Origin of the sequence: Lacrimispora sanguinis (assembly GCF_044987295.1) — a bacterium.
Lineage (GTDB): Bacteria > Bacillota > Clostridia > Lachnospirales > Lachnospiraceae > Lacrimispora > Lacrimispora celerecrescens_B.
In genome coordinates, this window is record NZ_CP173277.1 from 3,086,505 (window position 1) to 3,110,331 (window position 23,827).

At 41.0% G+C, this 23,827-nt stretch carries 20 protein-coding genes; 9 read left to right on the plus strand and 11 right to left on the minus strand.

The genetic code is table 11. The annotated features are described in order from the left end of the window. Window positions 1–12 precede the first annotated feature (12 nt). From ACHZES_RS14390 to ACHZES_RS14405, 4 genes are read right to left on the minus strand one after another with little or no spacing between them, the layout of a single operon-like run. Window positions 13–1,449 carry a glycoside hydrolase family 1 protein gene (locus ACHZES_RS14390; protein WP_395547283.1) on the minus strand — a complete coding sequence of 479 codons (1,437 nt, stop codon included), beginning with the start codon at window positions 1,447–1,449 and terminating at the stop codon, window positions 13–15. Between the two features lie 32 nt (window positions 1,450–1,481). Further along, complete coding sequence (locus ACHZES_RS14395) at window positions 1,482–1,823, minus strand: PTS lactose/cellobiose transporter subunit IIA (protein ID WP_038285086.1); 342 nt, start codon at window positions 1,821–1,823, stop codon at window positions 1,482–1,484. Between the two features lie 22 nt (window positions 1,824–1,845). Further along, window positions 1,846–3,105 carry a PTS sugar transporter subunit IIC gene (locus ACHZES_RS14400; RefSeq protein ID WP_154526278.1) on the minus strand — a complete coding sequence of 420 codons (1,260 nt, stop codon included), beginning with the start codon at window positions 3,103–3,105 and terminating at the stop codon, window positions 1,846–1,848. 22 nt (window positions 3,106–3,127) lie between these two features. Continuing rightward, window positions 3,128–3,433 carry a PTS lactose transporter subunit IIB gene (locus ACHZES_RS14405; protein WP_038285081.1) on the minus strand — a complete coding sequence of 102 codons (306 nt, stop codon included), beginning with the start codon at window positions 3,431–3,433 and terminating at the stop codon, window positions 3,128–3,130. A 200-nt stretch (window positions 3,434–3,633) separates the two neighbouring features. On the opposite strand from ACHZES_RS14405, the gene ACHZES_RS14410 reads away from it, so the two are divergent. Then, window positions 3,634–5,553: a BglG family transcription antiterminator gene (locus ACHZES_RS14410; protein ID WP_395547281.1), complete on the plus strand. Its 1,920-nt coding sequence runs from the start codon at window positions 3,634–3,636 to the stop codon at window positions 5,551–5,553. Window positions 5,554–5,631: 78 nt separating this feature from the next. Here ACHZES_RS14410 and ACHZES_RS14415 read toward each other — a convergent pair whose 3' ends face one another. The 7 genes from ACHZES_RS14415 to dnaA form a co-directional block, all read right to left on the minus strand. Further along, window positions 5,632–6,948: a hemolysin family protein gene (locus ACHZES_RS14415; protein ID WP_395547279.1), complete on the minus strand. Its 1,317-nt coding sequence runs from the start codon at window positions 6,946–6,948 to the stop codon at window positions 5,632–5,634. A gap of 191 nt (window positions 6,949–7,139) precedes the next feature. Further along, the gene (gene gyrA / locus ACHZES_RS14420; RefSeq protein ID WP_395547277.1) at window positions 7,140–9,710 is read right to left on the minus strand and encodes a DNA gyrase subunit A; all 2,571 of its coding nucleotides are present in this window, start codon (window positions 9,708–9,710) and stop codon (window positions 7,140–7,142) included. A gap of 14 nt (window positions 9,711–9,724) precedes the next feature. Further along, entirely contained in the window at window positions 9,725–11,638 is a 1,914-nt protein-coding gene (gyrB, locus tag ACHZES_RS14425) for a DNA topoisomerase (ATP-hydrolyzing) subunit B (RefSeq protein WP_038284559.1), read from the minus strand. A gap of 21 nt (window positions 11,639–11,659) precedes the next feature. Further along, the gene (recF, locus tag ACHZES_RS14430; RefSeq protein WP_038284561.1) at window positions 11,660–12,745 is read right to left on the minus strand and encodes a DNA replication/repair protein RecF; all 1,086 of its coding nucleotides are present in this window, start codon (window positions 12,743–12,745) and stop codon (window positions 11,660–11,662) included. A gap of 8 nt (window positions 12,746–12,753) precedes the next feature. Next, window positions 12,754–12,963 (minus strand): RNA-binding S4 domain-containing protein, encoded by a 210-nt coding sequence (locus ACHZES_RS14435; protein WP_038284563.1) that lies wholly within the window; start codon window positions 12,961–12,963, stop codon window positions 12,754–12,756. A gap of 51 nt (window positions 12,964–13,014) precedes the next feature. Further along, window positions 13,015–14,136, minus strand: a complete 1,122-nt coding sequence (dnaN, locus tag ACHZES_RS14440) for a DNA polymerase III subunit beta (protein ID WP_038284565.1) — start codon at window positions 14,134–14,136, stop codon at window positions 13,015–13,017. A 258-nt stretch (window positions 14,137–14,394) separates the two neighbouring features. Beyond that, window positions 14,395–15,771 (minus strand): chromosomal replication initiator protein DnaA, encoded by a 1,377-nt coding sequence (gene dnaA, locus ACHZES_RS14445; protein WP_038284567.1) that lies wholly within the window; start codon window positions 15,769–15,771, stop codon window positions 14,395–14,397. 464 nt (window positions 15,772–16,235) lie between these two features. On the opposite strand from dnaA, the gene ACHZES_RS14450 reads away from it, so the two are divergent. The 8 genes from ACHZES_RS14450 to mnmG all read left to right on the plus strand — a co-directional run bounded on the left by ACHZES_RS14450 (window position 16,236) and on the right by mnmG (window position 23,819). Continuing rightward, the gene (locus ACHZES_RS14450; protein WP_395547274.1) at window positions 16,236–16,865 is read left to right on the plus strand and encodes an ECF transporter S component; all 630 of its coding nucleotides are present in this window, start codon (window positions 16,236–16,238) and stop codon (window positions 16,863–16,865) included. 817 nt (window positions 16,866–17,682) lie between these two features. Beyond that, complete coding sequence (rpmH, locus tag ACHZES_RS14455; RefSeq protein ID WP_013274848.1) at window positions 17,683–17,817, plus strand: 50S ribosomal protein L34; 135 nt, start codon at window positions 17,683–17,685, stop codon at window positions 17,815–17,817. 73 nt (window positions 17,818–17,890) lie between these two features. Then, the gene (gene rnpA / locus ACHZES_RS14460) at window positions 17,891–18,238 is read left to right on the plus strand and encodes a ribonuclease P protein component (protein ID WP_038284572.1); all 348 of its coding nucleotides are present in this window, start codon (window positions 17,891–17,893) and stop codon (window positions 18,236–18,238) included. A gap of 4 nt (window positions 18,239–18,242) precedes the next feature. Continuing rightward, window positions 18,243–18,458, plus strand: coding sequence for a membrane protein insertion efficiency factor YidD (yidD, locus tag ACHZES_RS14465; protein ID WP_084719856.1), 216 nt, complete (start codon window positions 18,243–18,245; stop codon window positions 18,456–18,458). Between the two features lie 19 nt (window positions 18,459–18,477). Then, entirely contained in the window at window positions 18,478–19,758 is a 1,281-nt protein-coding gene (locus tag ACHZES_RS14470; RefSeq protein ID WP_038284573.1) for a YidC/Oxa1 family membrane protein insertase, read from the plus strand. Between the two features lie 11 nt (window positions 19,759–19,769). Continuing rightward, window positions 19,770–20,435 carry an RNA-binding cell elongation regulator Jag/EloR gene (gene jag, locus ACHZES_RS14475; protein WP_038284574.1) on the plus strand — a complete coding sequence of 222 codons (666 nt, stop codon included), beginning with the start codon at window positions 19,770–19,772 and terminating at the stop codon, window positions 20,433–20,435. 81 nt (window positions 20,436–20,516) lie between these two features. Further along, on the plus strand, window positions 20,517–21,896 hold the full coding sequence (mnmE, locus tag ACHZES_RS14480) for a tRNA uridine-5-carboxymethylaminomethyl(34) synthesis GTPase MnmE (protein ID WP_395547272.1): 1,380 nt from the start codon (window positions 20,517–20,519) through the stop codon (window positions 21,894–21,896). Between the two features lie 21 nt (window positions 21,897–21,917). Continuing rightward, on the plus strand, window positions 21,918–23,819 hold the full coding sequence (gene mnmG / locus ACHZES_RS14485; RefSeq protein WP_038284578.1) for a tRNA uridine-5-carboxymethylaminomethyl(34) synthesis enzyme MnmG: 1,902 nt from the start codon (window positions 21,918–21,920) through the stop codon (window positions 23,817–23,819). Window positions 23,820–23,827: the final 8 nt, after the last annotated feature.

Genomic DNA, 23,827 nt, shown 5'->3' on the forward strand with positions numbered 1-23,827 from the left:
AAACACCTCCTGTTAAGCCAGATCCTCGCCGCCCGATGCAATCACTTTTTTCATCCATGCATAACTGTCCTTTTTGATTCTTTTTCCTGTTCCATTTCCATAATCGTCATAATCTACATAAATAAAACCATAACGTTTGCTCATTTCACAGGAAGAGCAGGAAATAATATCGATCGGACCCCATGCATAATAGCCTCTTAGGTCTACCCCGTCGCGAATGGCTTCCTTCATCTGTTCAATATGGGCCCGAAGATAGTCCACTCTGTAGGAATCATGAATTTCTCCATTTTCTACTTCATCGTAATATCCCACTCCATTTTCAGTTATATAAATAGGCTTTTGATATCTGTCATAAAATTCATTTAATAAGATTCGTAGTCCAATGGGATCGATGGTCCATCCCCACGGGTTTGCCGGCAGCTCTTTGTTCCTGTATGCCTCATTTCCCTTCTCATAGCTCTCCTTTGAACATATCTGAGTATAATAATATGAAAATGAGAAAAAGTCAGCCGTATTTTTTAAATCCTCTTCATCACTGTCTTCAAATGTAAGCTTAATATTCCAATCCTCAAAGAATCGGTATGCATAGCCGGGATAATATCCCCGAAGCAATACATCGGCAAAAAAATACTCCATCTGATTGTGTTTCAATGTTGCCAACACATCCTCAGACTTGCATGAGGCAGCATACTCCGGCCCGCCGCACAGCATCATGCCGATCTGCATTTCAGGATATTTTTCATGTGCATATTTTGTAGCCCTGGCACATGCCACCATCTCATGGTGGACTGCCTGATATTTTGCAGAACGGAGATCATCAACCGTGTCTTCCGCGACTCCAAGGTGATTAAAGGACTCATGACCGATCAAATTAATTTGATTGACAATAATCCAGTACTTTACCTTACCTGCATACCTATCGAATACTGTTTTGCAATACTTTACGAAAAACTCAATGGTCTCTCTGGAGTACCAGCCTTTATATGCAGTGGTTAAGTGAAGAGGCATCTCATAGTGAGAAATGGTGATCATTGGTTCCATGCCGTTTTTAATGATCTCATCAAATAATTTATCATAAAATTCAAGTCCCTTCTCATTTGGCTGTCTGTCATCACCATTTGGATAGATTCTGGCCCAGTTAATGGAAGTTCTGAATGTTTTTAATCCCAGCTCAGCCAGCATTTTTATATCCTCAGGATAGGTATGATAAAAATCAATGCCTCTCCTCTTGGGGAAATTTTTATCATTGCTTTGTAAGGCTTCTTCTATATATGATCTGGTTATTTCCCCATTGGAACGCTTTTCAATGGGAAGATCTTTTTGAAACTCGTTAATATCTGCCAGGCATAGGCCTTTGCCGTCCAGGTCATAAGCGCCCTCCAGCTGATTTGCCGCTACGGCGCCTCCCCACATAAAATTTGATGGAAAACCTTTTGGTACTCTCTTCATGATGTTCTCCCTTCCTTCCCGATTTTATAAATCTATTCCTGATTTTCCAGGCGTTTCAAACGCTTTTCCCAACTTTCGAAGATTTTGATCATTTGCTTTGCAATATTGATTTCACTGTATATGGTCATTAACGTATCCTGTGCATGGGCGAAAATCAATGAATACTCTGTTTTTTCTCCTCTGGTTTCTCCCTGAATGGCATCTGTCTGGATCCTGTGTGCCTCAGTAATCTTCTTCTGCGCATCCTTCATTTTTTCATTGGCTAAAATAAAATCCTGATCGGCAATGGCTGTTAATGCCTCTTTGCACAGTAAACGTGCGTCTCCTGCATTCATAATAATGCTCATTGCAGATTCTAGTGTCTTTTCATCCATGTTTTATCACCCTTCTTATTACTTATTTCTTTTCATCGGCTCTTTTCTCTGCTTCTGTCTCCTGGCTGTCATAGATACGGAAAAAAGGATACCATATGACAGTTGAAATCAATGCGCAGACAGCCATTAAAATAACGCCTTTGATACTTCCTGTTGTCAGCCATGTGGAAATAGGAAATGGACAATACCACATATCAAATACTCTGGTAGGAATCGGTGCAAATGGAATTACCTTTGTAAAGATCCAGACTACCGTAGGAAGTACGATACCCATCAACCACATGGGAATCATCATAATTGGATTCCATGCAATGCATCCGAATACGACCGGCTCATTAATATTAAATATTGCAGGTACAAAACAGGCACGTCCCAGTGCTCTCAATTTATTGCTCTTTGCAAATATGAGCATAATAACTAACGGCAATGTGCAGCCGATTCCACCGATCCATAAATATGCAGAGTATACCGTAGGATCAGTGACCAGGTTCAATGTCTCATGATTGGCCGTTCCGGCCGCTGCCATAGTAACGTTGGCGGTAATTGCCATGAGCATCGCCGGTTTGTAAACTGGGGTAAGAACCCAGCTTGAAATTCCCAGAGAATATAAAAAACAAACAAGCAAAAGAGAAAGTACAAATCCCCAGGGAGTCTGCATAACATTGGAGATCGGCATAAATAATGACAGTAAGATATTATAAAGATCAATCCCTAGTAAATCTACCAAAATCCAAAGAGAACAAACGATGATACCAGCCGGCAGCATTAAATCAAACCAGGCCCTTACAAAATCAGGTATAACGGAATCCTCTTTAAAAAATGAGAACTTTCCGAAAATCCCCATTATAAACCCTGTAAAAGCACCTGCTGTAATCGCTACAAACATACCTCCGGCTCCTAAAGATGCATGCTGGAACCCAGCTTGCCCATCCTTGATCACCTGAGGAGAAATAATAATTAAAAATGCTACTACACCGGAAAGCGCTGCAATAATTCTCTGTCTGCGCAGACGTTTCTTTTCCATTAAGTTAAATGGTATTAAAAATGCTACAAATAATGATAGCAGCCCCATTGTCCAGCCAAACGGAGTCCAGAAATTCGGCCACCATTCCCAGCCAAATACTTCTCCAGGGACAGTTAAAAAGCAGAATATTGATCCTAACAAAATAAACGGAAGCACCTGCATAATAGAATCTTTTAAAGTGGTAACCCATACATTGTTATTAATTTTGTTCATCTTTGGTGCGAAACTATGCTCTAACCAATGAATTAACTGTTTCATCCTTCTCCTCCTCCTTATTCACTCAGCCCATTTCACTCAATAAATGCTCCAATGCCATATCCCCATTTAATGTGGAATAATACTCCGGCTTCATTAAGATGACTTTAACAGCCTTTCCACCTGTATATTCTTCAATTTCATCCATGATATAAGCCAGGTGAGGTCCTACCATCAGGGCATCAATTTCATCAATATAGTTTTCTATTTCACTTTCTCCTCTGGCCTTAATATTAACCTCCATTTTTTTGGCTGCCGCTGCCTTTCTTATATTAGCTGCCATAAATCCGGAACTTGCACCAGATCCGCAAACCAATAAAACATTTAACATAAATAAAATCCTCCTTTATCTGTATAATAAGATTTATGAGATCATGAAAACATCATTTTGCTTTCACAATGTACTTGATGTATTCATTATGACTTTATTCCACTTATAATTCCACCAGACATTTGCACATGGAGCGTGCAAAACTTTGGTGGAAAAATCCTTTCCAGACTCTTATAATAGACAGAAGGAGGATTTTTACTATGGGGCAAAAACTATTAAAATTGATTCGTATCTTGCTGATGCACACAAACGATATGACTGCTTCTGCTTTAGCTGCTGAAATGGGGGTATCGGAGCGAAGTATAAAAAATTACATTTCAGAAATCAATGACAACCATCCTCAGACCATTCTTTCTTCCAGGAAGGGGTATACGATAAAAGCAGAGGCCGGAAGAAAAATACTAAATGACTCCGGCACTCACATCCCACAGTCTTCCCAGGAAAGAATGGTTTATATTATCAACCTTTTGATAAAACAGGAAGACGGCATTGATGCATATGACTTGTGCGATACCATATACATCAGCTACTCCACTTTAAAAAATGAACTGGGAGCTGTAAAAAAGAAGCTGAGCCAGTTTGATTTAAAGCTTTTAAATCAAAAGGACAATTTGTCTATTGATGGTCTGGAAAAGAACAAACGGCGTTTGCTCAGTTCTATTCTATACGATGAGTCCAACATTAACTTTGTAAGTTTAAAAACAATTCAACATGTTTTTCCAGATATTGAAATTGAATATATAAAAAATACATTGCTGAATATTTTTGATAAATACCAATATTTTGTTAACGATTATTCTCTGATCAATATAGTCCTGCACATTGCCATAGCCATTGATAGAATTAAAAATCATAACATTAATACTCAGGATGTTAAGGAACTGGCTCAGATACGGCTTCATGAATATGAACTGGCAAGCCAGGTCACGAAAGAATTGGAGAATCATTTTCATATCACATATAGTGAGGCTGAGATTTATGAACTTGCCCTGCTGCTGATTTCCAGGGCCACCACCATTGATTATAAAAGCATAACCACTGCAAATCTGGAGGACTTTATTGGCAAGGAATGCTTTGACCTGGTGGAAGAGATGATCCAGTCAGTAAATGCTTATTACTATATTGATTTATCGGAACCTGAATTTCTGATTCGCTTTGCCATTCACATTAGAAATTTACTTCAAAGATCAAAGAACCAGCAGTTTTCAAAAAATCCTTTAACAGACGAAATTAAAACTTCCTGTCCTTTAATTTATGACGTCTCCGTATATTTATCTGGTATCATCAAAGACCGTACAGGAATTATCATAAACGATGATGAAATTGCTTATATCACTTTTCATTTGGGAAGTACGCTGGAAGCACAAAAAAGTCTTAATAAAAAAGTAACTGCTATTTTATACTGCCCGAACTATTATGATTTAAATATTCGTCTGACAGATACCATCAATCAGCACTTTTCCTGTGAAATGCTGATAACCAACATCATAACGGATGATACGGCTTTAGAACAGGTTCCTAAATGCGATTTTATCATGTCAACGGTACCTCTTCATGGCTTTTATGGGGTGGACATCGTCCATATCGGAATGTTCTTTACAGATAAGGACATTTCTGTGATTAGAAATAAAATTACATCCGTGAGAATCAATAAAAGGAAATCAACCTTTAAAAATTATTTGGAGCAGCTGATTATCCCTGAATTCTTTGAAAGAAGAAATGACTTGAAAACAGAGGGGGATGCAATCGAATATCTAGCCGGTAAAATGCATCGTCTAGGTTATGTAAACGAAACATTCCGGGAAGATATCTACATGCGTGAAAAACTTTCTTCCACTGCCTTTCATGATTTTGCAATCCCTCATGCAATGAAAATGCATGCAGATAAGACAGGACTGAATATATTGATTTCGGACTCTCCTGTCTCATGGAATGGAAAACCCGTTTTCCTAATTATCATGATGTGCTTTAATAAGAATGACCGCTACATTTTCAATGAAATCTTTGAGCCTCTCACCATGATGCTCACTGACAGGGAATTCATTAAAAAATTGATTCAGGTCAAAGACCATGAAACCTTCATTCAAATGCTGACCGATAACCTGGAAGTAACGTTCTAGTACCGAATTTCATAACAGACCACAAAAAAGTTGTCCAGGCTTTTTATGCTGGACAACTTTTTTATGGATTATCTTAAATTATTTTTCCTTTATACGGATAATAACACTCTTAATTACTTTATCATCCATTTCTAAAATGGAATAGTAATTCTTTTCATCCTCCAATTCCAACGGAAGCTGAGATTTATTTGGAATAAAACCAAGTATTTCTATCAGATATCCTGACAATGTATCACAGGAACTTTCTATTTCCTCATGAAGCACCTCATCTAAATCATACAGGGATATGCTTCCTGCCACTTTATAAACATGCGGTTCCACTTCAATCAGTTCCGGCTCCCAATCATCATATTCATCCGGGATATCTCCTACAATTTCTTCTATTAAATCCTCCATGGTGATAAGACCGGAAACTCCTCCGTATTCATCCACCAGGATGGCCATTTTGGTTTTACTTTTTTTCATTTCCAGAAATAAATCATCTGTCTTTTTATTTTCCGGTATAAAAAAAGGCTTCTGCATGATGGTTCGGATATCAATACCCGCCTGATCATACTTATTCATTTCTATGATAAAATCCTTCATGGATAAAATACCGATAATATTATCAATTTCTTCTTCATAAACCGGAATTCTGGAATGCCTGCTGTCCAGTATCTCATTAAGGACGAGCTCCATGGGCTTTTTAATATCCACTGCCACCATATCCTGTCTGGGAATCATGATTTCTCTGGCTCTTTTATCATCAAAGAGAAAAATAGAAGTAATCATATCCTCTTCGATTTTATTGAACACTCCGCTTTCACGCCCCAGTTGGAGCATAGAACGAATCTCTTCCTCAGAAATTTCTTCCTCCAGATTTTCCGTTTTCATACCAAAAAGCTTTAAGATTCCATTGGTTGACTTAGAAAGCAACCTTATGAACGGAGCCATGACTTTTGATACGAAGTAAATAGGGCGTACAGCGAATAAGCTGAACCATTCCGCCTTTTGCAATGCAATCCGTTTCGGTACCAGTTCTCCAAATACCAGGTTAAAGTAAGACAGGATAATGGTTACTGTCACCATGGCAATACTCCTGCTGTAGGGAATTCCCAAAGTCAGCATCTTTTCTCCCAATACCTGTGATATTCCAGTTGCAGCGGATGCACTGGAAAAGAACCCGGCAAAGGTTATGGCTACCTGGATGGTTGAAAGAAAACCGGTTGAATCCTCAGAAAGCCTTTGAATCAGAGCTGCCTTCTTATTTCCGCTGTCAGCCAGCATCCGGATTCTGTTTTTGTTGACTGATACAACAGCCATTTCCGCTCCTGCGAAGAATGCATTCATTAAGGTCAAAGCAATTAATAATAATATCTGTGCGGCTATCTGCGCCGCGCCTGGGTCACTGTCCAAGCTGGTATTCCTCCTTTTTTTTAGGACATGTTTTGTCCATGCAGGGTTTTCCTGCTAAATTTCAATAAGTAAAAGACTTTGAATGCAGTAAAATTATATTTCTGCAGTCAAAGTCTTTTACTGAATTATTGATGGTAGATATTATAATATAAAAATTTAAATATTACAATATCATTGGTGTTAAAATTTTATTACTCTTCCGAAGCATCATCCTTTTCAGCGATTTCTTCTGTAATCTCTTCTGTGATTTCTTCATCCTGGATATCCAATTCTTCCAGGCCTTCTCCGTCGGACTTGCTTCCGTCATCCCGTACCTTAGCAATGCTGGCAACGGTTATATCAGAATCCTGATCAATATTCATTAACTTCACTCCGGAAGTATTTCTGCCTATCACAGAAATATCATTGACAGAAATACGGATCACGATACCTTCCGTTGTGATTAAAAGGAGATCGTGGTCATCCTCAACGAGCTTGGCTCCTACGATATCACCGGTCTTTTCTGTTATTTTATAACACAGAACGCCCTTTCCGCCTCTCCTTTGAGGAGTAAATTCTTCAATAGGGGTACGCTTGCCCATACCGTTGGCAGATACAATCAAAAGCTTTGGTCCCTGGGACTCCATCTGCATGCCAACAACATCATCGTCATCATTGAGCTTCATACCTATAACACCCATAGATACACGGCCTGTGATACGGACATCCTTTTCATGGAACCGGATGCACTGGCCCTTTTTAGTAACCAGGAAGATATCCTTCGTATTGTCGGTTGCCTTAACCTCAATCAGTTCATCATTTTCCCGAAGGACAATGGCCTGGAGACCGTTCTTACGAACATTGGCATATTCCATCATTGGTGTCTTCTTTACCATTCCGTTCTTGGTTGCCATGAATAAGAACTTGTCATCGTCATATTCCTTCATAGGAATGATAGCCGTAATGCTCTCACCCGGAAGCATCTGCAAAAGGTTTACAATGGCAGTTCCTCTGGAGGTTCTGCTTCCTTCCGGAATCATATAGGTTTTTAACCGGTAAACACGGCCTGTATTGGTAAAGAACATCAGGTAATGATGAGTTGTTGTCATCATCAGATCCTCGATGTAATCCTGATCAATGGTCTGCATTCCCTTGATTCCCCTGCCGCCTCGGTTCTGGTTCTTGAAGTTGTCTACAGACATCCTCTTAATGTATCCCAGTTTTGTCATAGCAACGATGGTGCTTTCATCAGGAATTAAGTCTTCCATGGACATATCGAATTCGTCAAATCCGATGGAGGTTCTTCTGTCATCACCGTACTTTGCGGAAATGATGGTTATTTCCTCCTTGATCACTGCTAAAAGCTTTTTCTCATCGGCAAGGATGGCTTTTAATTCTGCAATTCTTTCTTGCAGTTCCCTGTATTCATTCTCAAGCTTTTCTCTTTCCAGACCGGTAAGAGCTCTCAAACGCATATCCACGATTGCCTGAGACTGGACATCACTTAAGCCGAAACGGCTCATGAGTTCTGCCTTAGCTAACTGGACATTTGCGGACCCACGGATGATTCGGATGACTTCATCAATATTATCCAGGGCAATGAGCAAGCCTTGCAAAATGTGGGCTCTTTCTTCCGCCTTATTTAAATCGTAGCGGATTCTTCTGGTTACCACTTCCTTCTGATGATCCAGATAATAATTTAACATCTGAAGGATGTTTAAGACCTTTGGTTCCAGAACGCCGGAACTGTTTTTAACAAGAGCAATCATGATCACGCCAAAGGTATCCTGAAGCTGGGTATGCTTGATCAATTGATTAAGTATTACATTGGCATTGGCATCCCGGCGGAGCTCAATACAGATCCTCATACCGGTACGGTCAGACTCATCTCGTAAGTCGGTAATGCCGTCTATTTTCTTATCCTTTACAAGTTCTGCGATTTTTTCAATGAGACGGGCCTTATTGACCATGTATGGAAGCTCGGTAACAATAATCCGGCTTTTTCCGTTTGCCATAGCCTCAATATCGCTGACACCCCTGACACGGATTTTTCCTCTTCCTGTCCGGTATGCTTCTTCAATTCCCCGTTTTCCGAGGATGGTTGCTCCGGTTGGGAAGTCAGGTCCTTTGATGATCTCCAGGATTTCTTCCATGGTGGTTTCTCTGTTTTCTTCCACCTGGTTATCAATAATATGAACGACCGCATTAATGACCTCTCTCAAGTTGTGAGGAGGGATGTTGGTAGCCATACCAACGGCAATGCCTGAGGTACCATTTACCAGAAGATTGGGATAACGGGCCGGAAGAACATCCGGCTCCCTCTCTGTCTCATCAAAGTTAGGGCTGAAATCAACGGTATCTTTGTTGATATCCGCAAGCATCTCCATGGAAATCTTACTTAAGCGGGCTTCTGTATATCGCATGGCAGCCGCGCCGTCTCCATCCACAGAACCGAAGTTTCCATGGCCATCCACCAACGGATATCTGGTAGACCACTCCTGTGCCAAATTCACCAAGGCTCCATAAATGGAGCTGTCTCCATGAGGATGGTATTTACCCATGGTGTCACCGACGATACGGGCACATTTACGGTGTGGCTTATCCGGACCGTTGTTGAGCTCGATCATGGAATACAGGACTCTACGCTGAACCGGCTTCAAACCGTCTCTTACATCAGGCAGGGCTCTGGAAACAATGACGCTCATGGCATAATCGATATACGATTTTTCCATGGTCTTTTTTAGGTCCACATCATGAACTTTATCAAAGATATTTGGTTCCATTTTATTTCCTCCAATTAAACATCAAGATTCTGTACGTATTTGGCGTTGGCTTCGATAAATTCACGTCTTGGCTCTACCTGATCGCCCATTAAGGTGGTAAAGGTTAAATCCATTTCGGATGTGGTGTCCTCATTCATGACGACTCGCAGAAGGACTCTTCGTTCCGGGTCCATGGTGGTTTCCCAAAGCTGTTCTGCGTCCATCTCTCCAAGACCTTTATAACGCTGGATCTTATTGTTGTTGTCACGGCCGATTTCCTTTAAGATGGAATTAAGCTCTTCATCGCTGTAGGCATACCAAACCTTTTTATTTTTTTCCACCTTGTATAATGGGGGCTGTGCCAGATATACATAGCCCTCCCGGATAAGCTCCGGCATAAAGCGGTATAAAAAGGTGAGCAGCAAGGTGCTGATATGAGCACCATCCACATCGGCATCGGTCATGATGATGATTTTATGATATCTTAATTTGCTTATGTCAAAATCTTCATGGATTCCTGATCCAAATGCGGTAATCATAGCTTTAATTTCCGCATTGGCATAGATTTTATCAAGCCTTGCCTTCTCAACGTTTAATATCTTTCCACGCAGGGGAAGGATGGCCTGGGTATTCCTGGAACGGGCCGTCTTTGCAGACCCTCCGGCACTATCTCCCTCTACGATGTAGATCTCACAGTTTTCCGGATTTTTATCGGAACAGTCCGCAAGCTTTCCAGGAAGGGCCATCCCCTCAAGGGCGGTCTTTCTCCTGGTCAAATCCCTGGCCTTTCTTGCTGCAGCTCTTGCCCGCTGGGCCAGGATGGATTTATCACAGATGGTTTTTGAAAGGCTTGGATTCTGCTCTAAATAATAAGTGAACTGTTCCCTTAAGAGATTGTCCACCGCTCCTCTTGCCTCGCTGTTTCCTAATTTCTGCTTTGTCTGGCCTTCAAACTGAGGTTCCTCAATCTTGACGCTTATAATGGCTGTCAAACCTTCTCTGATGTCCTCACCGGATAGGTTGGTTTCATTTTCCTTTAACAGCTTGTTCTTTCTGGCATAATCATTTAAGGTGGTTGTCAGAGCACTCTTAAAGCCTGCCAGATGGGTTCCTCCTTCCGGAGTATTAATGTTATTAACAAAGCTGTAGATATTTTCTGTATAAGAATCATTATGCTGCATGGCGACCTCAACATAGACGCCATCCTTTGTCCCTTCACAGTAAAACACCTGATCATAAAGAGAGGTTTTCCCCTTGTTTAAATAGGTGACAAACTCTTTGATACCACCTTCATAGTGGAACACGTGCTCATGCTTATCCTCTCTCTCATCTCTCAGGATAATCTTTAAGTTTTTGGTTAAAAATGCGGTTTCACGGAGACGGATCTTTAAAGTATCATAATCATAGACCGTTTCCTCAAAAATATCATCATCGGGAAGGAAGGTAACCTTTGTTCCATGCTCATCCTGGCTGCAATCTCCAATGACCTTTAATGGATACATGGTCTTTCCCTTTTCATAACGCTGTTTATAGATCTTTCCTTCCTGGCGGATTTCCACCTCAAGCCACTGGGAAAGAGCATTTACCACAGAAGCGCCCACGCCGTGAAGACCGCCGGAAACCTTATATCCCCCGCCGCCAAATTTGCCGCCGGCATGAAGGATGGTAAAAGCCACCTCTACTGCCGGAATTCCTGCCTTTTTCTGGATTCCTACGGGAATTCCTCGTCCGTCATCCACGACTGTTATGGAATTGTCAGGATGGACAATTACCTCTATGCTGTCGCAATATCCTGCCAGAGCTTCATCCACCGCATTGTCCACGATCTCGTAAACCAGATGATGAAGTCCCCTTGTGGATGTACTGCCGATATACATACCAGGTCTTTTTCTTACTGCTTCAAGACCCTCTAATATCTGGATTTGATCTGCACCATATTCTTGACTCATATTTGCACGCTTCCTCCTGAATTAATTTTCACTGCCTACGGTACCGCTTACCACCCGGTATATCTTATCTACGGGAAACCGGTTTCTTACAAATTCCTCCAGCCCCGTACAGGTGATCACGGTCTGTATATGATTGATTCCTGCAAGTAATTGATTTTGTCTGCTGCTGTCCAGCTCTGATAATACATCATCCAGTAAAAGGATGGGGTAATCATATACTGTTTTTTCTACCAGTTCTATTTCTGCAAGCTTTAAGGACAAAGCCGCTGTCCTCTGCTGCCCCTGGGAACCGAACCGGCGAATGTCGATTCCGTTAATGATGAAACTTAAATCATCCCGGTGGGGACCGATAAGCGTTGTTTTCTGCTTGATATCCTGCTGCCTGCTTCGCCTAATGACATCTTCAAACGCATCCTCCTCTACATTTGGTTCATAAAGGATACGCAGAGTTTCCTTCTCTCCGGAAAGCTTCCGGTGGATGGGACCGATGATTCCATCCAGCTGTTCTATAAATTCTTTCCGGTAACCAATCATTTCCTTTCCATACTGGACCAGCTGCATGTCCCAGATATCCAGGGTTTCTTCATAATCAGGCCGGAAAGCCATATCTTTCAACAGTTTATTGCGCTGCGTCACGATCCGGTTATACTGCACAAGGGAATGGACGTAAAGCTTGTTTAGTTGACATAATTCCAAATCAACGAACCGACGCCTTTCTGCCGGCCCATTTTTTATGAGATTTAAGTCCTCGGGAGAAAAAAATACAACATTGACGATTCCAAACAATTCACTGGCCTTCCTTATGGGAACGCCATTTACTGCCACGCCTTTGGCTTTATTCTTTTTCAAATGCATGTCAATACGGTATGGAATATCTTTCTTTCTGATGTTTAGCTTGATATGCGACTCATCCCTGTCAAACTGTATGATTTCCTTATCCTTGCTCCCTCTGTGGGATTTTGTCGTAGCACAGACATAGATTGCTTCTAAGACATTTGTTTTCCCCTGGGCATTGTCCCCATAGAGTATATTGGTTCCATGACTAAAATCCATATGTAATTCATCATAGTTGCGGTAATTCTTAAGCTCTATCGATTCAATGATCATGGATGGTGTTATTCCTCGATTTTAATGGTATTGCCATCAAATGTGACTACGTCTCCAGCTCTTAATTTCTTTCCTCTCTGGTATTCTACCTGGCCATTGACTTGCACAAGACCATCCTCTATGACAAATTTGGCGTCAACCCCTGATCCAACCATACCAGCAGCCTTTAAGGCTTGTCCCAGTTTGATATATTCTTCCCTTAACTTGATAGTCTCCATAATTTCCTCTCTAATGCCCATGTTTATTGGGCATAAATGGCTGATCCCAGTTTAAACAGCTGCCGCGTTAAAGTTGACAGGAAGGATCAGGTAAATATATTTTCCTTCTTCATCCCTAATAAAGCAGGGGGATTTGGGATTCAGCATGTAAATGGTTACTTCTTCGTCATCAATAATTCTTAAGGCATCGATCAGGAACTTTGGATTAAAGCCGATCATGATGTCACTACCTGTTTTATGAATCGGAACTTCGGCATTCATGGATCCAAAGCTGGAATTCATCTTAAGCTGCATTTCCTGATCCTCAATATTCATGATCAGGGGCTTTTTATCATTTTCTCTCACCAGGATGGTTGCCCGGTCAAGACAGTCCAAAAGCTCTCTTTTATTTACTGCAGTCTTTGTCTCATAATCACTGGAAAGCATCTGATCAATCCGGAAATATTCTCCTTCAATTAAGCGGGATACAACGATGGTATCATCAAATTCGAATAAAATGTGGTTGGTGCTGAAGAATATAAGCACTTCCTTTTCATTGTCTCCGCCCAGGATCTTACTGACTTCATTTAAAGTCTTGCCAGGAACTATGACTTTTATATCATGATAAGTATCTTTTAATTCAATATTTCGGATGGAAATCCTGTGACCATCCAGAGAAACCACTTTTAACTGGTTCCCGGTCACCTGGAAAAGCTCTCCAGTCATCATCTTATTGCTGTCATTGGGAGCAATAGAGAAAATAGTCTGGCGGATCACTTCCTTTAATGAGAACTGGGAGAGACAGATATAATGATCCCGTTCAATATACGGAAGATAAGCAAATTCCTCCCCATCCCGACCCTGGATATGGAATACAGAGTTTTCACAGGAAATCGTGGTGGTAAGCTTTTCATCACTTTCAATAGTAACAAGGGAATCTCCTGCAGAAGAGAGTTTTCTTACGATCTCTGAAAGCAGCTTTGCCTCAAGGGCGATTTTTCCTCTTTCCAGGATGGTTCCTTCTACCTTTGTTTCAATTCCCAGCTCCATGTCATTGGCAGTCAGTTTGATCTCTGATCCGCTGGCATCGATGAATATGCATTCCAGGATGGACATGGTTGTTTTACTGGGAACTGCTTTCAGTACGATATTAATGCCGTTTAGGATCGCATCTTGTTTAAATGTCAGTTTCATAATTGTTGATAACTCCTTTGCTCTAGAAATTGCAATAAATAGATGGATGATATAGTTAAATTCCGTCGTATTAGTAGTAGGGGCTGTGGGTTTGTGTAAAAGCCTTGATAACCTATATAAAGGTTGATGTTTCCATGTTCATAACAGTGTGAATAACGTCCACAAAATCTAAGGAAAACTTTAAGGTTATCCACAAACAGATGAGAAACGTTTTAAGGCCCTTAATTGTCCACAGGGAATTAACACCTAATACACACCTTATTGTGGACTAATCTTCTTTTTAAGAATTTCGATGGTGTTACTTAAAGTATCGTTCTTATTCATCTCTGCGGTGATTTTTTCTATCCCATGGATGATGGTGGTATGATCCCTTCCTCCCAGGTATTTTCCAATCATCTGCAAGGGGGTTCCAACCATTTCTCGGCAGAGGTACATAACGATCTGACGTGGATAAACGATTTCCTTGTTCCTTTTCTGGGAAGAGATATCAAGAGGAGTTATACCATAATGATCTGCAACTACCTGTATGACAAGTTCCGGCGTGACTTCCCGCTTGTCATTGGGGGATATGATGTCCTTTAATGCTTCTTCAGCCAGCTCTACTGTGATCTCCTTATTATCAAGGCGGGAGAGGGCTACGATTTTTGTCAGGGCCCCTTCCAGTTCCCGGATGTTGGATTTGATGTTGGTTGCTATGTATTTAATGACTTCATTGTCAATGTTATAGCCTTCCATTTCCTCTTTTTTCCTGAGGATGGCCATCCTGGTCTCATAATCAGGGGACTGTATGTCCACAGTTAAGCCCCATTCAAACCGGGAACGGAGCCGTTCCTCTAAGGTTTCGATTTCCTTAGGCGGTTTATCAGAGGAGATAATAATCTGCTTTTTTGCCTCATATAAGGCATTGAAGGTATGGAAGAATTCTTCCTGAGTACTTTCCTTACCAATGATAAACTGGATATCATCGATCAGCAAAACGTCATTGTTTCTGTATTTCTCACGGAATTCCGTAGGAGAGAAGTTGTTTTTATTACGGATTGCATCAATCAGCTCATTGGTAAATTTCTCACTGGTCACGTAGAGGACCTTTGCAGCCGGATTATTCTTTAAGATAAAATGGCCGATGGAATGCATTAAGTGAGTTTTTCCAAGACCTACGCCTCCATATATGAACAGAGGATTATAAATTTCACCTGGTGATTCTGCAACAGCCAAAGAGGCGGCATGAGCCAGGTTATTGTTGGCACCTACCACAAAGGTATCGAAAATGTATTTCGGATTTAAATTTGCGGTTATGATGGCCGACTGGCTGACCGGATTTATGGTATTGGTAATAAGAGTGTTGCCTGCAGGGGCCGACGCGGCCTCTTTTGGAAGTTGATTTTCAACAACAAAATCAACGCTACACTCGAATCCAGTCACTTCTTCTATGGTGATCTTTAGAAGAAATCCGTATTTTTTGCGGATGTATCCTAAGAATTCCACATCCGGTACCGTGACGATGACTTTTTCGCCGTTTACAGAATAAACTTTTAGCGGAAGAAGCCAAGTTTTAAAAGACACGTCCGTAATTTCGTGTTCTTCTTTCAAATTAAATAAGATATCATCCCATTTTTCCTTTAACTTTTCTAACATTGTATGTCTCCTACATTTATAAAAATGCAAATATGCGCATTTACCCAATCTACAGTTCATTCTATACTATTTTGAAATAATTTTCAATGATAATAGTAAAAAATTGTGGATAAGTGTGTGCAGAGGATGTGTATTGCATGTGAATGATGTGTTGATAATCATCCAGAGAGAGAGTTGTCCACAAAAAAGGTGAATTTGGTAAGTTCTGTTATTCACATCCCGGAAGCGGGGAATTTATATGGGCTGAAAGGACAGGCCTGTGAATAAAACAACAATTATCAAGATAATATCCAGAGAGTTTTCCACAAGTTATCCCCATAATGTTGATAAGTTTATGTAAATTAACAAAATGGACGAAAATTTCCTGACGTGGATTGACGGATAAAAGCTTTCTATAATATAATGCTCGTGTAACCAGATGCATTGTATCTTTATAAAAGAACAGTAGCACAGGAGGTAAAAAAATGAATATTGAGAACAAAACCCGTAGCTTGGTACTGGCAGCCGTATTTGTTGCCATTATCATCATCATGGCGTTTACGCCCTTTGGGTACATTCCCCTGGGATTTATGAACGCCACAATCATTCACGTTCCGGTCATAATTGGAGCCATTATTCTTGGACCAAAATATGGCGGATGTTTGGGAATGGTATTCGGACTGACGAGTCTATGGAAAAATACCTACATGCCCAATGCCACGTCCTTTGTATTTTCTCCTTTTATTAAAATAGGAGAGTACGGAGGGAATATAGGAAGCCTGATCATTTGTATGGTTCCCAGGATTCTTGTGGGGATCGTGGCCTATTATGTATTCCGGGCGGTATTAAAGGCTTTGGGCGAAAAAAGCGGAAAGAGGACCATTGCTTTGGCGGTCGCAGGAGTAGCAGGATCATTAACCAATACGATTTTGGTAATGAATCTGATTTACTTATTTTTCGGAAAAGAATATGGACAGGCAGCTAAGGGACTGACGGAAGGAATTTACTCCGTTATCATTGGAATTATATGCATCAATGGAATTCCGGAGGCCATTGTAGCAGGAATCCTTACTGTGGCAGTTACCCAGGCGTTATTTAAGGTAATGAAGGGATAATCACTGATCGAAACAGAGCCATTGCTATGCAATGGCTCTTTATATTATTCTGTTACTTATAAAAATGTTTTTATATGTCTCATATCTGCATGTGTATTGAGTCGTCTTATATCTAATAGATTCCCTTTTATATATGTAATAATCTTTAAGTCTTTTCCGGCCTCAAATAGGCAGGGCCATAGGAATCTTGCATTCCCTCTAAGGATTCCAAGGATGGTTTCCCTGTAAAAGGATCGTACTGCTGAACAAAAACACATGTTTCTCCGATTGCACCAAACAGTTATTTTTCGGCTGAGTCCATGAGCTTTTGCAAAAGTTCATAAGGAGTTTGAAATGATACACTTGTTTGTATATTCACATTTTGCCTCCAAGGGTCAGGTGTGAGAACTTATTGAAACAGAAATTTCCCCTCATTTATTAGTATAAAGGGGTCTCTGATCTTGATTTTTTCAAGATTCATTGGCTAACCATCCTTTCAAAACGGCATTTTTACCCATATCTATCCAATTATCAGATAGAAATATATTCCAATTTTATTATACTGAATAAATGAATTGATTAGTAGATTGAAAACAGGCTTTATCGTATTTTCCCGGTATATGGGCATGTGTGTTTGTTATGCATCTGATCAGGTATTTAAAATGTCGTGAAAAAACGCCGGGGCAGTGTCGGTTTTAATAGAAAAAATACATTTTTCCCTTGACTAACCATCTTTTGTTCTATATAATTGAAACGATGTTTAATTAAGATAGTCTCAATATGTTTCATCATATTGCCTATGATAAACTATTGTAACAAGAGGAGGTGTCCGTAGATTATGAAGATGACGTTTCAGCCAAAGAAGAGACAGAGATCCAAAGTTCATGGTTTCAGAGCCAGAATGAGCACTCCAGGCGGAAGAAAAGTTTTAGCTGCCAGAAGAGCAAAAGGAAGAGCAAAATTATCAGCTTAATGGACCAGGCCGCAAGTAATTGTGGCCTTTTCTTTTCTCAAATTCCTGGGAAACAGAGATAGGAAAAAGTTTCATGAAACATTTTAATTCAATTAAGAAAAGCCGGGATTTCCAAGAGGTTTATCAAACCGGAAGATCCCTTGCCAACAGACTTCTTGTCATGTATGTAAAGAAAACGGACAGGCCGGAGACCAGAATCGGTATCTCCGTCAGCAAGAAGGTAGGAAACAGCGTTGTAAGGCATCATATAACCAGATTAATCAGAGAGAGTTTCAGGCTTCATGAGGAAATGGTAGAGGCAGGATTAGACATCGTAGTCGTTGTAAGAGCAGCGGCAAAGGAAGAAAATTACAAAACAATCGAAAGTGCATATCTGCACTTGTGCGGACTTCATAACATTTTAAAAAAAGAATCGAAGTGATCTTATGGTAAAGAAAGTTATGATTTTGTTGATCAGAGGGTACCAGAAATTTCTTTCTCCACTGAAAATAAGAACTCACTGCATTTACACGCCTACGTGTTCTCAATACGCCATTGAGGCACTTACAAAGTATGGCGTGTTAAAAGGTACATTTTTGGCTTGCAAGAGGATACTTCGGTGTAATCCATTTGCAAAAGGCGGTTATGATCCAGTTCCGTAACAGATGAGGAGGTAGTTCATTGGAATTCTTAGTATTGACTAAGGTAGGAGGCATCTTGGGGCCGTTTGCGACCGTTCTGGGAATTATTATGGATTGGCTGTTTAAGCTGACCAGTACGTTTGGTATCCAGAATATTGGTTTGTGCATTATTTTATTTACTCTTGTAACAAAGCTTCTTATGTTTCCGCTGACATTAAAGCAGCAGAAATCTTCAAAGCTTATGAGCGTTATGCAGCCGGAAATTTCGGCAATTCAGGCAAAATATAAAGGAAAAACCGATCAGGAATCCATGAGAAAACAGAATGTGGAGGTTCAGGCGGTTTATGAAAAATATGGAACTTCTATGACAGGAGGCTGTGTGCAGCTTGTTATCCAGATGCCCATACTTTTTGCCCTGTATCAGGTTATCTATCATATTCCTGCCTATGTACAGAGCGTTAAAATGGTATTTGAAAATGTAGTGACAGCTGTAAATTCCCTTGGAGTGGATCATGTGGGGATGCTGACACAGTTTGCCACAGACAATAAAATCAATGTATCAAGAATCGGAAGCCTTACAACCAGCAATGGAATGGTGGATTTCTTATATCAGTTAAATCCGACCCAGTGGAATTCTTTGCAGGAATTATTTCCTACCATTAAGGATACCATTGCTGTCAATGCAGCCCAGATTTCCCATATGAATTCATTCCTGGGAATCAATCTGTCAGCTACGCCATCCAGCGTGCTGTTTCCACCAGGAGGCGGCTTCCATTTCAGTCTTGCTATTCTCATTCCAATTTTGGCTGGTCTCAGCCAGTGGTTCAGTGCCAAGTTGATGACAGTAAACCAGCCTCAAAATGGTAATGATGAAGGCAATGCCATGGCTCAGTCCATGAAGAGCATGAATACGGTCATGCCGCTTATGTCTGTGTTTTTCTGCTTCACCTTTGCATCCGGTATTGGTATTTACTGGATTGCCTCCAGTGTGTTCCAGATCATCCAGCAGGTTGCGGTTAACCGCCATTTAAACTCCATTGATATGGATGAGATGATCAAGAGGAATGTTGAAAAGGCTAATAAAAAGCGTGCCAAGAAGGGACTTCCTCCTCAGCGCGTTGCCCAAAATGCTACTGCCAATTTAAAAAGTCTCCAGGCTGCCAATGAAAAAGAGGAAGCTGAGAATCATGCTAAGGCAGAGAGGACAAAGGAGCAGGTTAAGGCTTCCAGCGATTATTATAACAGCGGAGCCGCAAGTCAGGGCAGCATTGCATCAAAGGCGAGGATGGTTGAGAAGTACAACGAAAAGCACAATAAATAGGAGGGTGACCTATGGATATGATTACAGTTTCAGCAAAAACCGTTGATGAAGCGATTACAAAGGCATTAATCGAATTAGGAACAACCAGTGATAAGCTGGAGTACGAGATTGTTGATAAGGGCAGTAATGGTATTCTGGGAATTATCGGTTCAAAGCCGGCTGTCATCCGTGCTAAAAAGAAAGAAACCATGGAGGATAAGGCTATGACCTTTCTTTCCGATATGTTCGGCGCTATGGATTTAGGTGTCCAGATGGAAGCTTCTTATCATGAAAAGGATAAAGAACTTTCCATTAATATGTCGGGAGATGACATGGGAATTTTAATAGGCAAAAGAGGACAGACCCTGGATTCCCTGCAATATCTGGTTAGCCTTGTTATTAATAAGGAAAACGAGGATTATATCAGGGTAAAGCTTGATACGGAAAACTATAGAGAGCGGAGAAAAGAAACTCTTGAGACTCTTGCAAAAAATATCGCTTACAAAGTGAAGCGGACAAGGCGTTCGGTTTCTTTGGAACCGATGAATCCTTATGAAAGAAGAATTATCCATTCCGCACTTCAGAATGACAAGTTTGTTGTTACAAGAAGTGAGGGAGAGGATCCATTCAGGCATGTTGTTATTTCCTTGAAGAAGGATTATTCAAAAAAAGAGCGATATCAGGAAAAAGAGAAATAGGCAAATAATTATGAGGGGTTGGGGCTGTCGGAAGGCACCTCACCCCTTTTCTTAAATAGGAAGTTATTCAGGTGATTGAATATGAAAATGAATACAATAGCGGCTATCGCCACAGCTATGTCCAGTTCCGGTATCGGGATTATCAGGATCAGTGGCGAAGAGTCATTTCAGATTATAGATAAGATTTTTAAGGGAAAAGGAAAAAACGAAAAAAAACTTTCAAAGGAGCCGTCTCATACCATTCATTACGGTCATATCATTGATGGGGATGAGGTCATCGATGAAGTACTGGTTTTGATCATGAGGGGGCCTAGAAGTTTTACGGCAGAAGATACGGTTGAGATTGACTGCCATGGTGGGGTTCTTGTAACGAAGAGAATTTTAGAAACTGTGTTAAAGTATGGTGCCGTACCTGCGGAGCCGGGAGAATTTACCAAGAGAGCATTTTTAAATGGAAGAGTGGATTTATCCCAGGCAGAAGCAGTTATTGATGTGATTAATGCGAAAAATAATTATGCCTTAAAGTCTTCAGTCAGCCAGTTAGAGGGAGCTGTTTCTAAGAAAATAAAAGATATGAGGGATAAAATTATTTATCATATCGCTTTTATTGAATCAGCACTAGATGATCCGGAGCACATTTCTCTGGATGGGTACCAGGAGCTTCTTTTACAAGCGCTTAAGCCATTAAAAGAGGAACTGAATCTTCTTATTAAATCCGCGGATAATGGAAGGGTTCTGTCAGAAGGTATTGAGACTGTTATTTTAGGAAAGCCCAATGCAGGAAAATCTTCCCTTTTAAATGTTTTGGTGGGAGAAGAGCGAGCTATTGTCACGGATATTGCAGGAACTACCAGAGATACCTTAAAGGAGCAGATCCGGCTGGAGGACTTAAGCCTTAATATCATTGATACGGCAGGAATCCGGAATACGGAGGATGTGGTTGAAAGGATTGGTGTTGAGAAGGCAAGAAGTGCGGCCCAGGAAGCGGATTTGATCATTTATGTGGTGGATGGGTCCTGTCCTCTTGATGATAATGATGAGGAAATATTAAAGTTTATAGAAGACCGGAAGGCAGTCGTCCTTTTAAATAAGACAGATCTCATTCCTGTTGTGACAGAGGATATGCTTAAAAATAGAACCGGGCATCGGGTGATTCCTATTTCTGCAAAGGAACGGTTGGGGATCGGAAATCTGGAAGATGAGATAAAGGCAATGTTTTATCAGGGTGAGATTGATTTTAATGATCAGGTTTATATTACAAATGTAAGGCATAAGAATGCCCTTTTGGAGGCGCTTAAGAGTCTATCTATGGTAGAGAAGAGCGTGAAAGAGGAGATGCCGGAGGACTTTTATTCCATCGATTTAATGGATGCATATGAACAGTTGGGGACCATCCTGGGAGAGTCAGTAGGGGATGATCTGGTTCAAGAGATATTCAGGAAATTCTGTATGGGTAAGTAGAGAATTATGAAGGAGAATGAAATGCAGCATTTAGAAGAGTCTTATGATGTCGTCATAGTCGGTGCCGGCCATGCCGGCTGTGAGGCGGCCCTTGCCTGTGCAAGGCTGGGCCTTGAGACAATTATGTTTACAGTCAGCGTGGACAGCATTGCGCTGATGCCCTGTAACCCTAATATCGGCGGAAGCTCCAAGGGTCATCTGGTAAGGGAGCTTGATGCTTTAGGCGGTGAAATGGGTAAAAATATTGATAAAACGTTTATACAATCCAAAATGCTGAATCAGTCAAAAGGACCGGCAGTCCATTCCTTAAGGGCTCAGGCGGATAAGCAGGAATATTCCAGATCCATGAGAATGACCCTGGAAAGTACGGATCATTTAACCATAAGGCAGGCAGAGGTCTCTGAAATCATTGTAGAGGATGGAACCCTTACGGGTGTCAAGACCTTTTCCGGGGCAGTCTACCGCTGTAAGGCTGCCATATTGGCTACAGGAACCTATTTAAAAGCAAGGTGCATCTACGGCGATGTAAGCGAGTATACAGGCCCTAACGGCCTTAAGGCAGCCAATCATTTAACGGATTCCCTAAAGGAGCATGGAATCGAAATGCTGCGTTTTAAGACGGGAACTCCTGCCAGAGTGGATAAGAAAAGTATTGATTTTTCCAGGATGGAAGAGCAGTTTGGGGATGAGAAGGTGGTACCCTTTTCTTTTTCTACAGATAGGGAAGCATTGCAAAAGGAACAGATATCTTGCTGGCTTACTTACACCAATGAAAAGACCCATGAGATCATTCGGGAAAATTTAGACCGTTCTCCTTTATATTCAGGAGCTATCGAAGGAACTGGGCCAAGATACTGCCCATCCATTGAGGACAAGGTAGTAAAATTCCCAGATAAGGACCGTCATCAGGTCTTTGTAGAGCCGGAAGGCCTTTACACCAATGAAATGTACTTAGGCGGTATGTCAAGTTCTCTGCCTGAGGATGTTCAGTATGCCATGTACCGGACAGTCCCTGGGTTAGAGAAGGTGAAAATCGTCAGAAATGCCTATGCAATTGAATATGACTGCATCAATTCCATACAGCTTAAATCAACCTTGGAAACCCTTCCAATCAGCGGATTATATTGCGGCGGTCAGTTTAATGGAAGCTCCGGATACGAGGAAGCGGCTGTCCAGGGATTTATGGCCGGTGTCAATGCAGCCATGAAAATTCTTGGGAGAGAGCAGATTGTCCTGGACCGTTCCCAGGCCTATATTGGCGTTTTAATTGATGATCTTGTTACAAAAGAAAATCATGAGCCATACCGCATGATGACTTCAAGGGCAGAATACAGGCTGTTGCTGCGTCAGGACAATGCGGATATTCGGTTAATGGGAATCGGTCATGACATTGGATTAATTAACGATGAGCAGTATGAGAAACTGCTTTTAAAAGAGCGGATGATTGAAGAAGAAATCAAGCGTTTGGAAACTACTAATATAGGAGCATCCAGAGAAGTGCAGGAATTCTTAGAAGAAAACGGAAGCACTCCTTTAAAAACTGGCACAACATTGGCAGAGCTGGTGAGAAGGCCTGAACTTGATTATGTTATGTTAACTAAAATTGATAAGAACAGACCGGCTCTTTTAGAGGATGTAATAGAACAGGTCAATATTAATATTAAATACGATGGGTATATCCGCAGACAGAGACAACAGGTAATTCAGTATAAAAAGTTGGAGAATAAGAAGCTGGATGTGGAATTTGATTATTCGACCGTTAAGGGACTTAGAAGAGAGGCCATCCAGAAGCTGAATCTGTATAAACCCATGTCCATTGGACAGGCATCCAGAATATCCGGTGTGTCACCGGCAGATATATCTGTTTTGCTCGTTTTTCTGGAGCAGCTTCGTTATCAGAAGAGCCTGGAAAAGAAAGAATGAGGAATTTT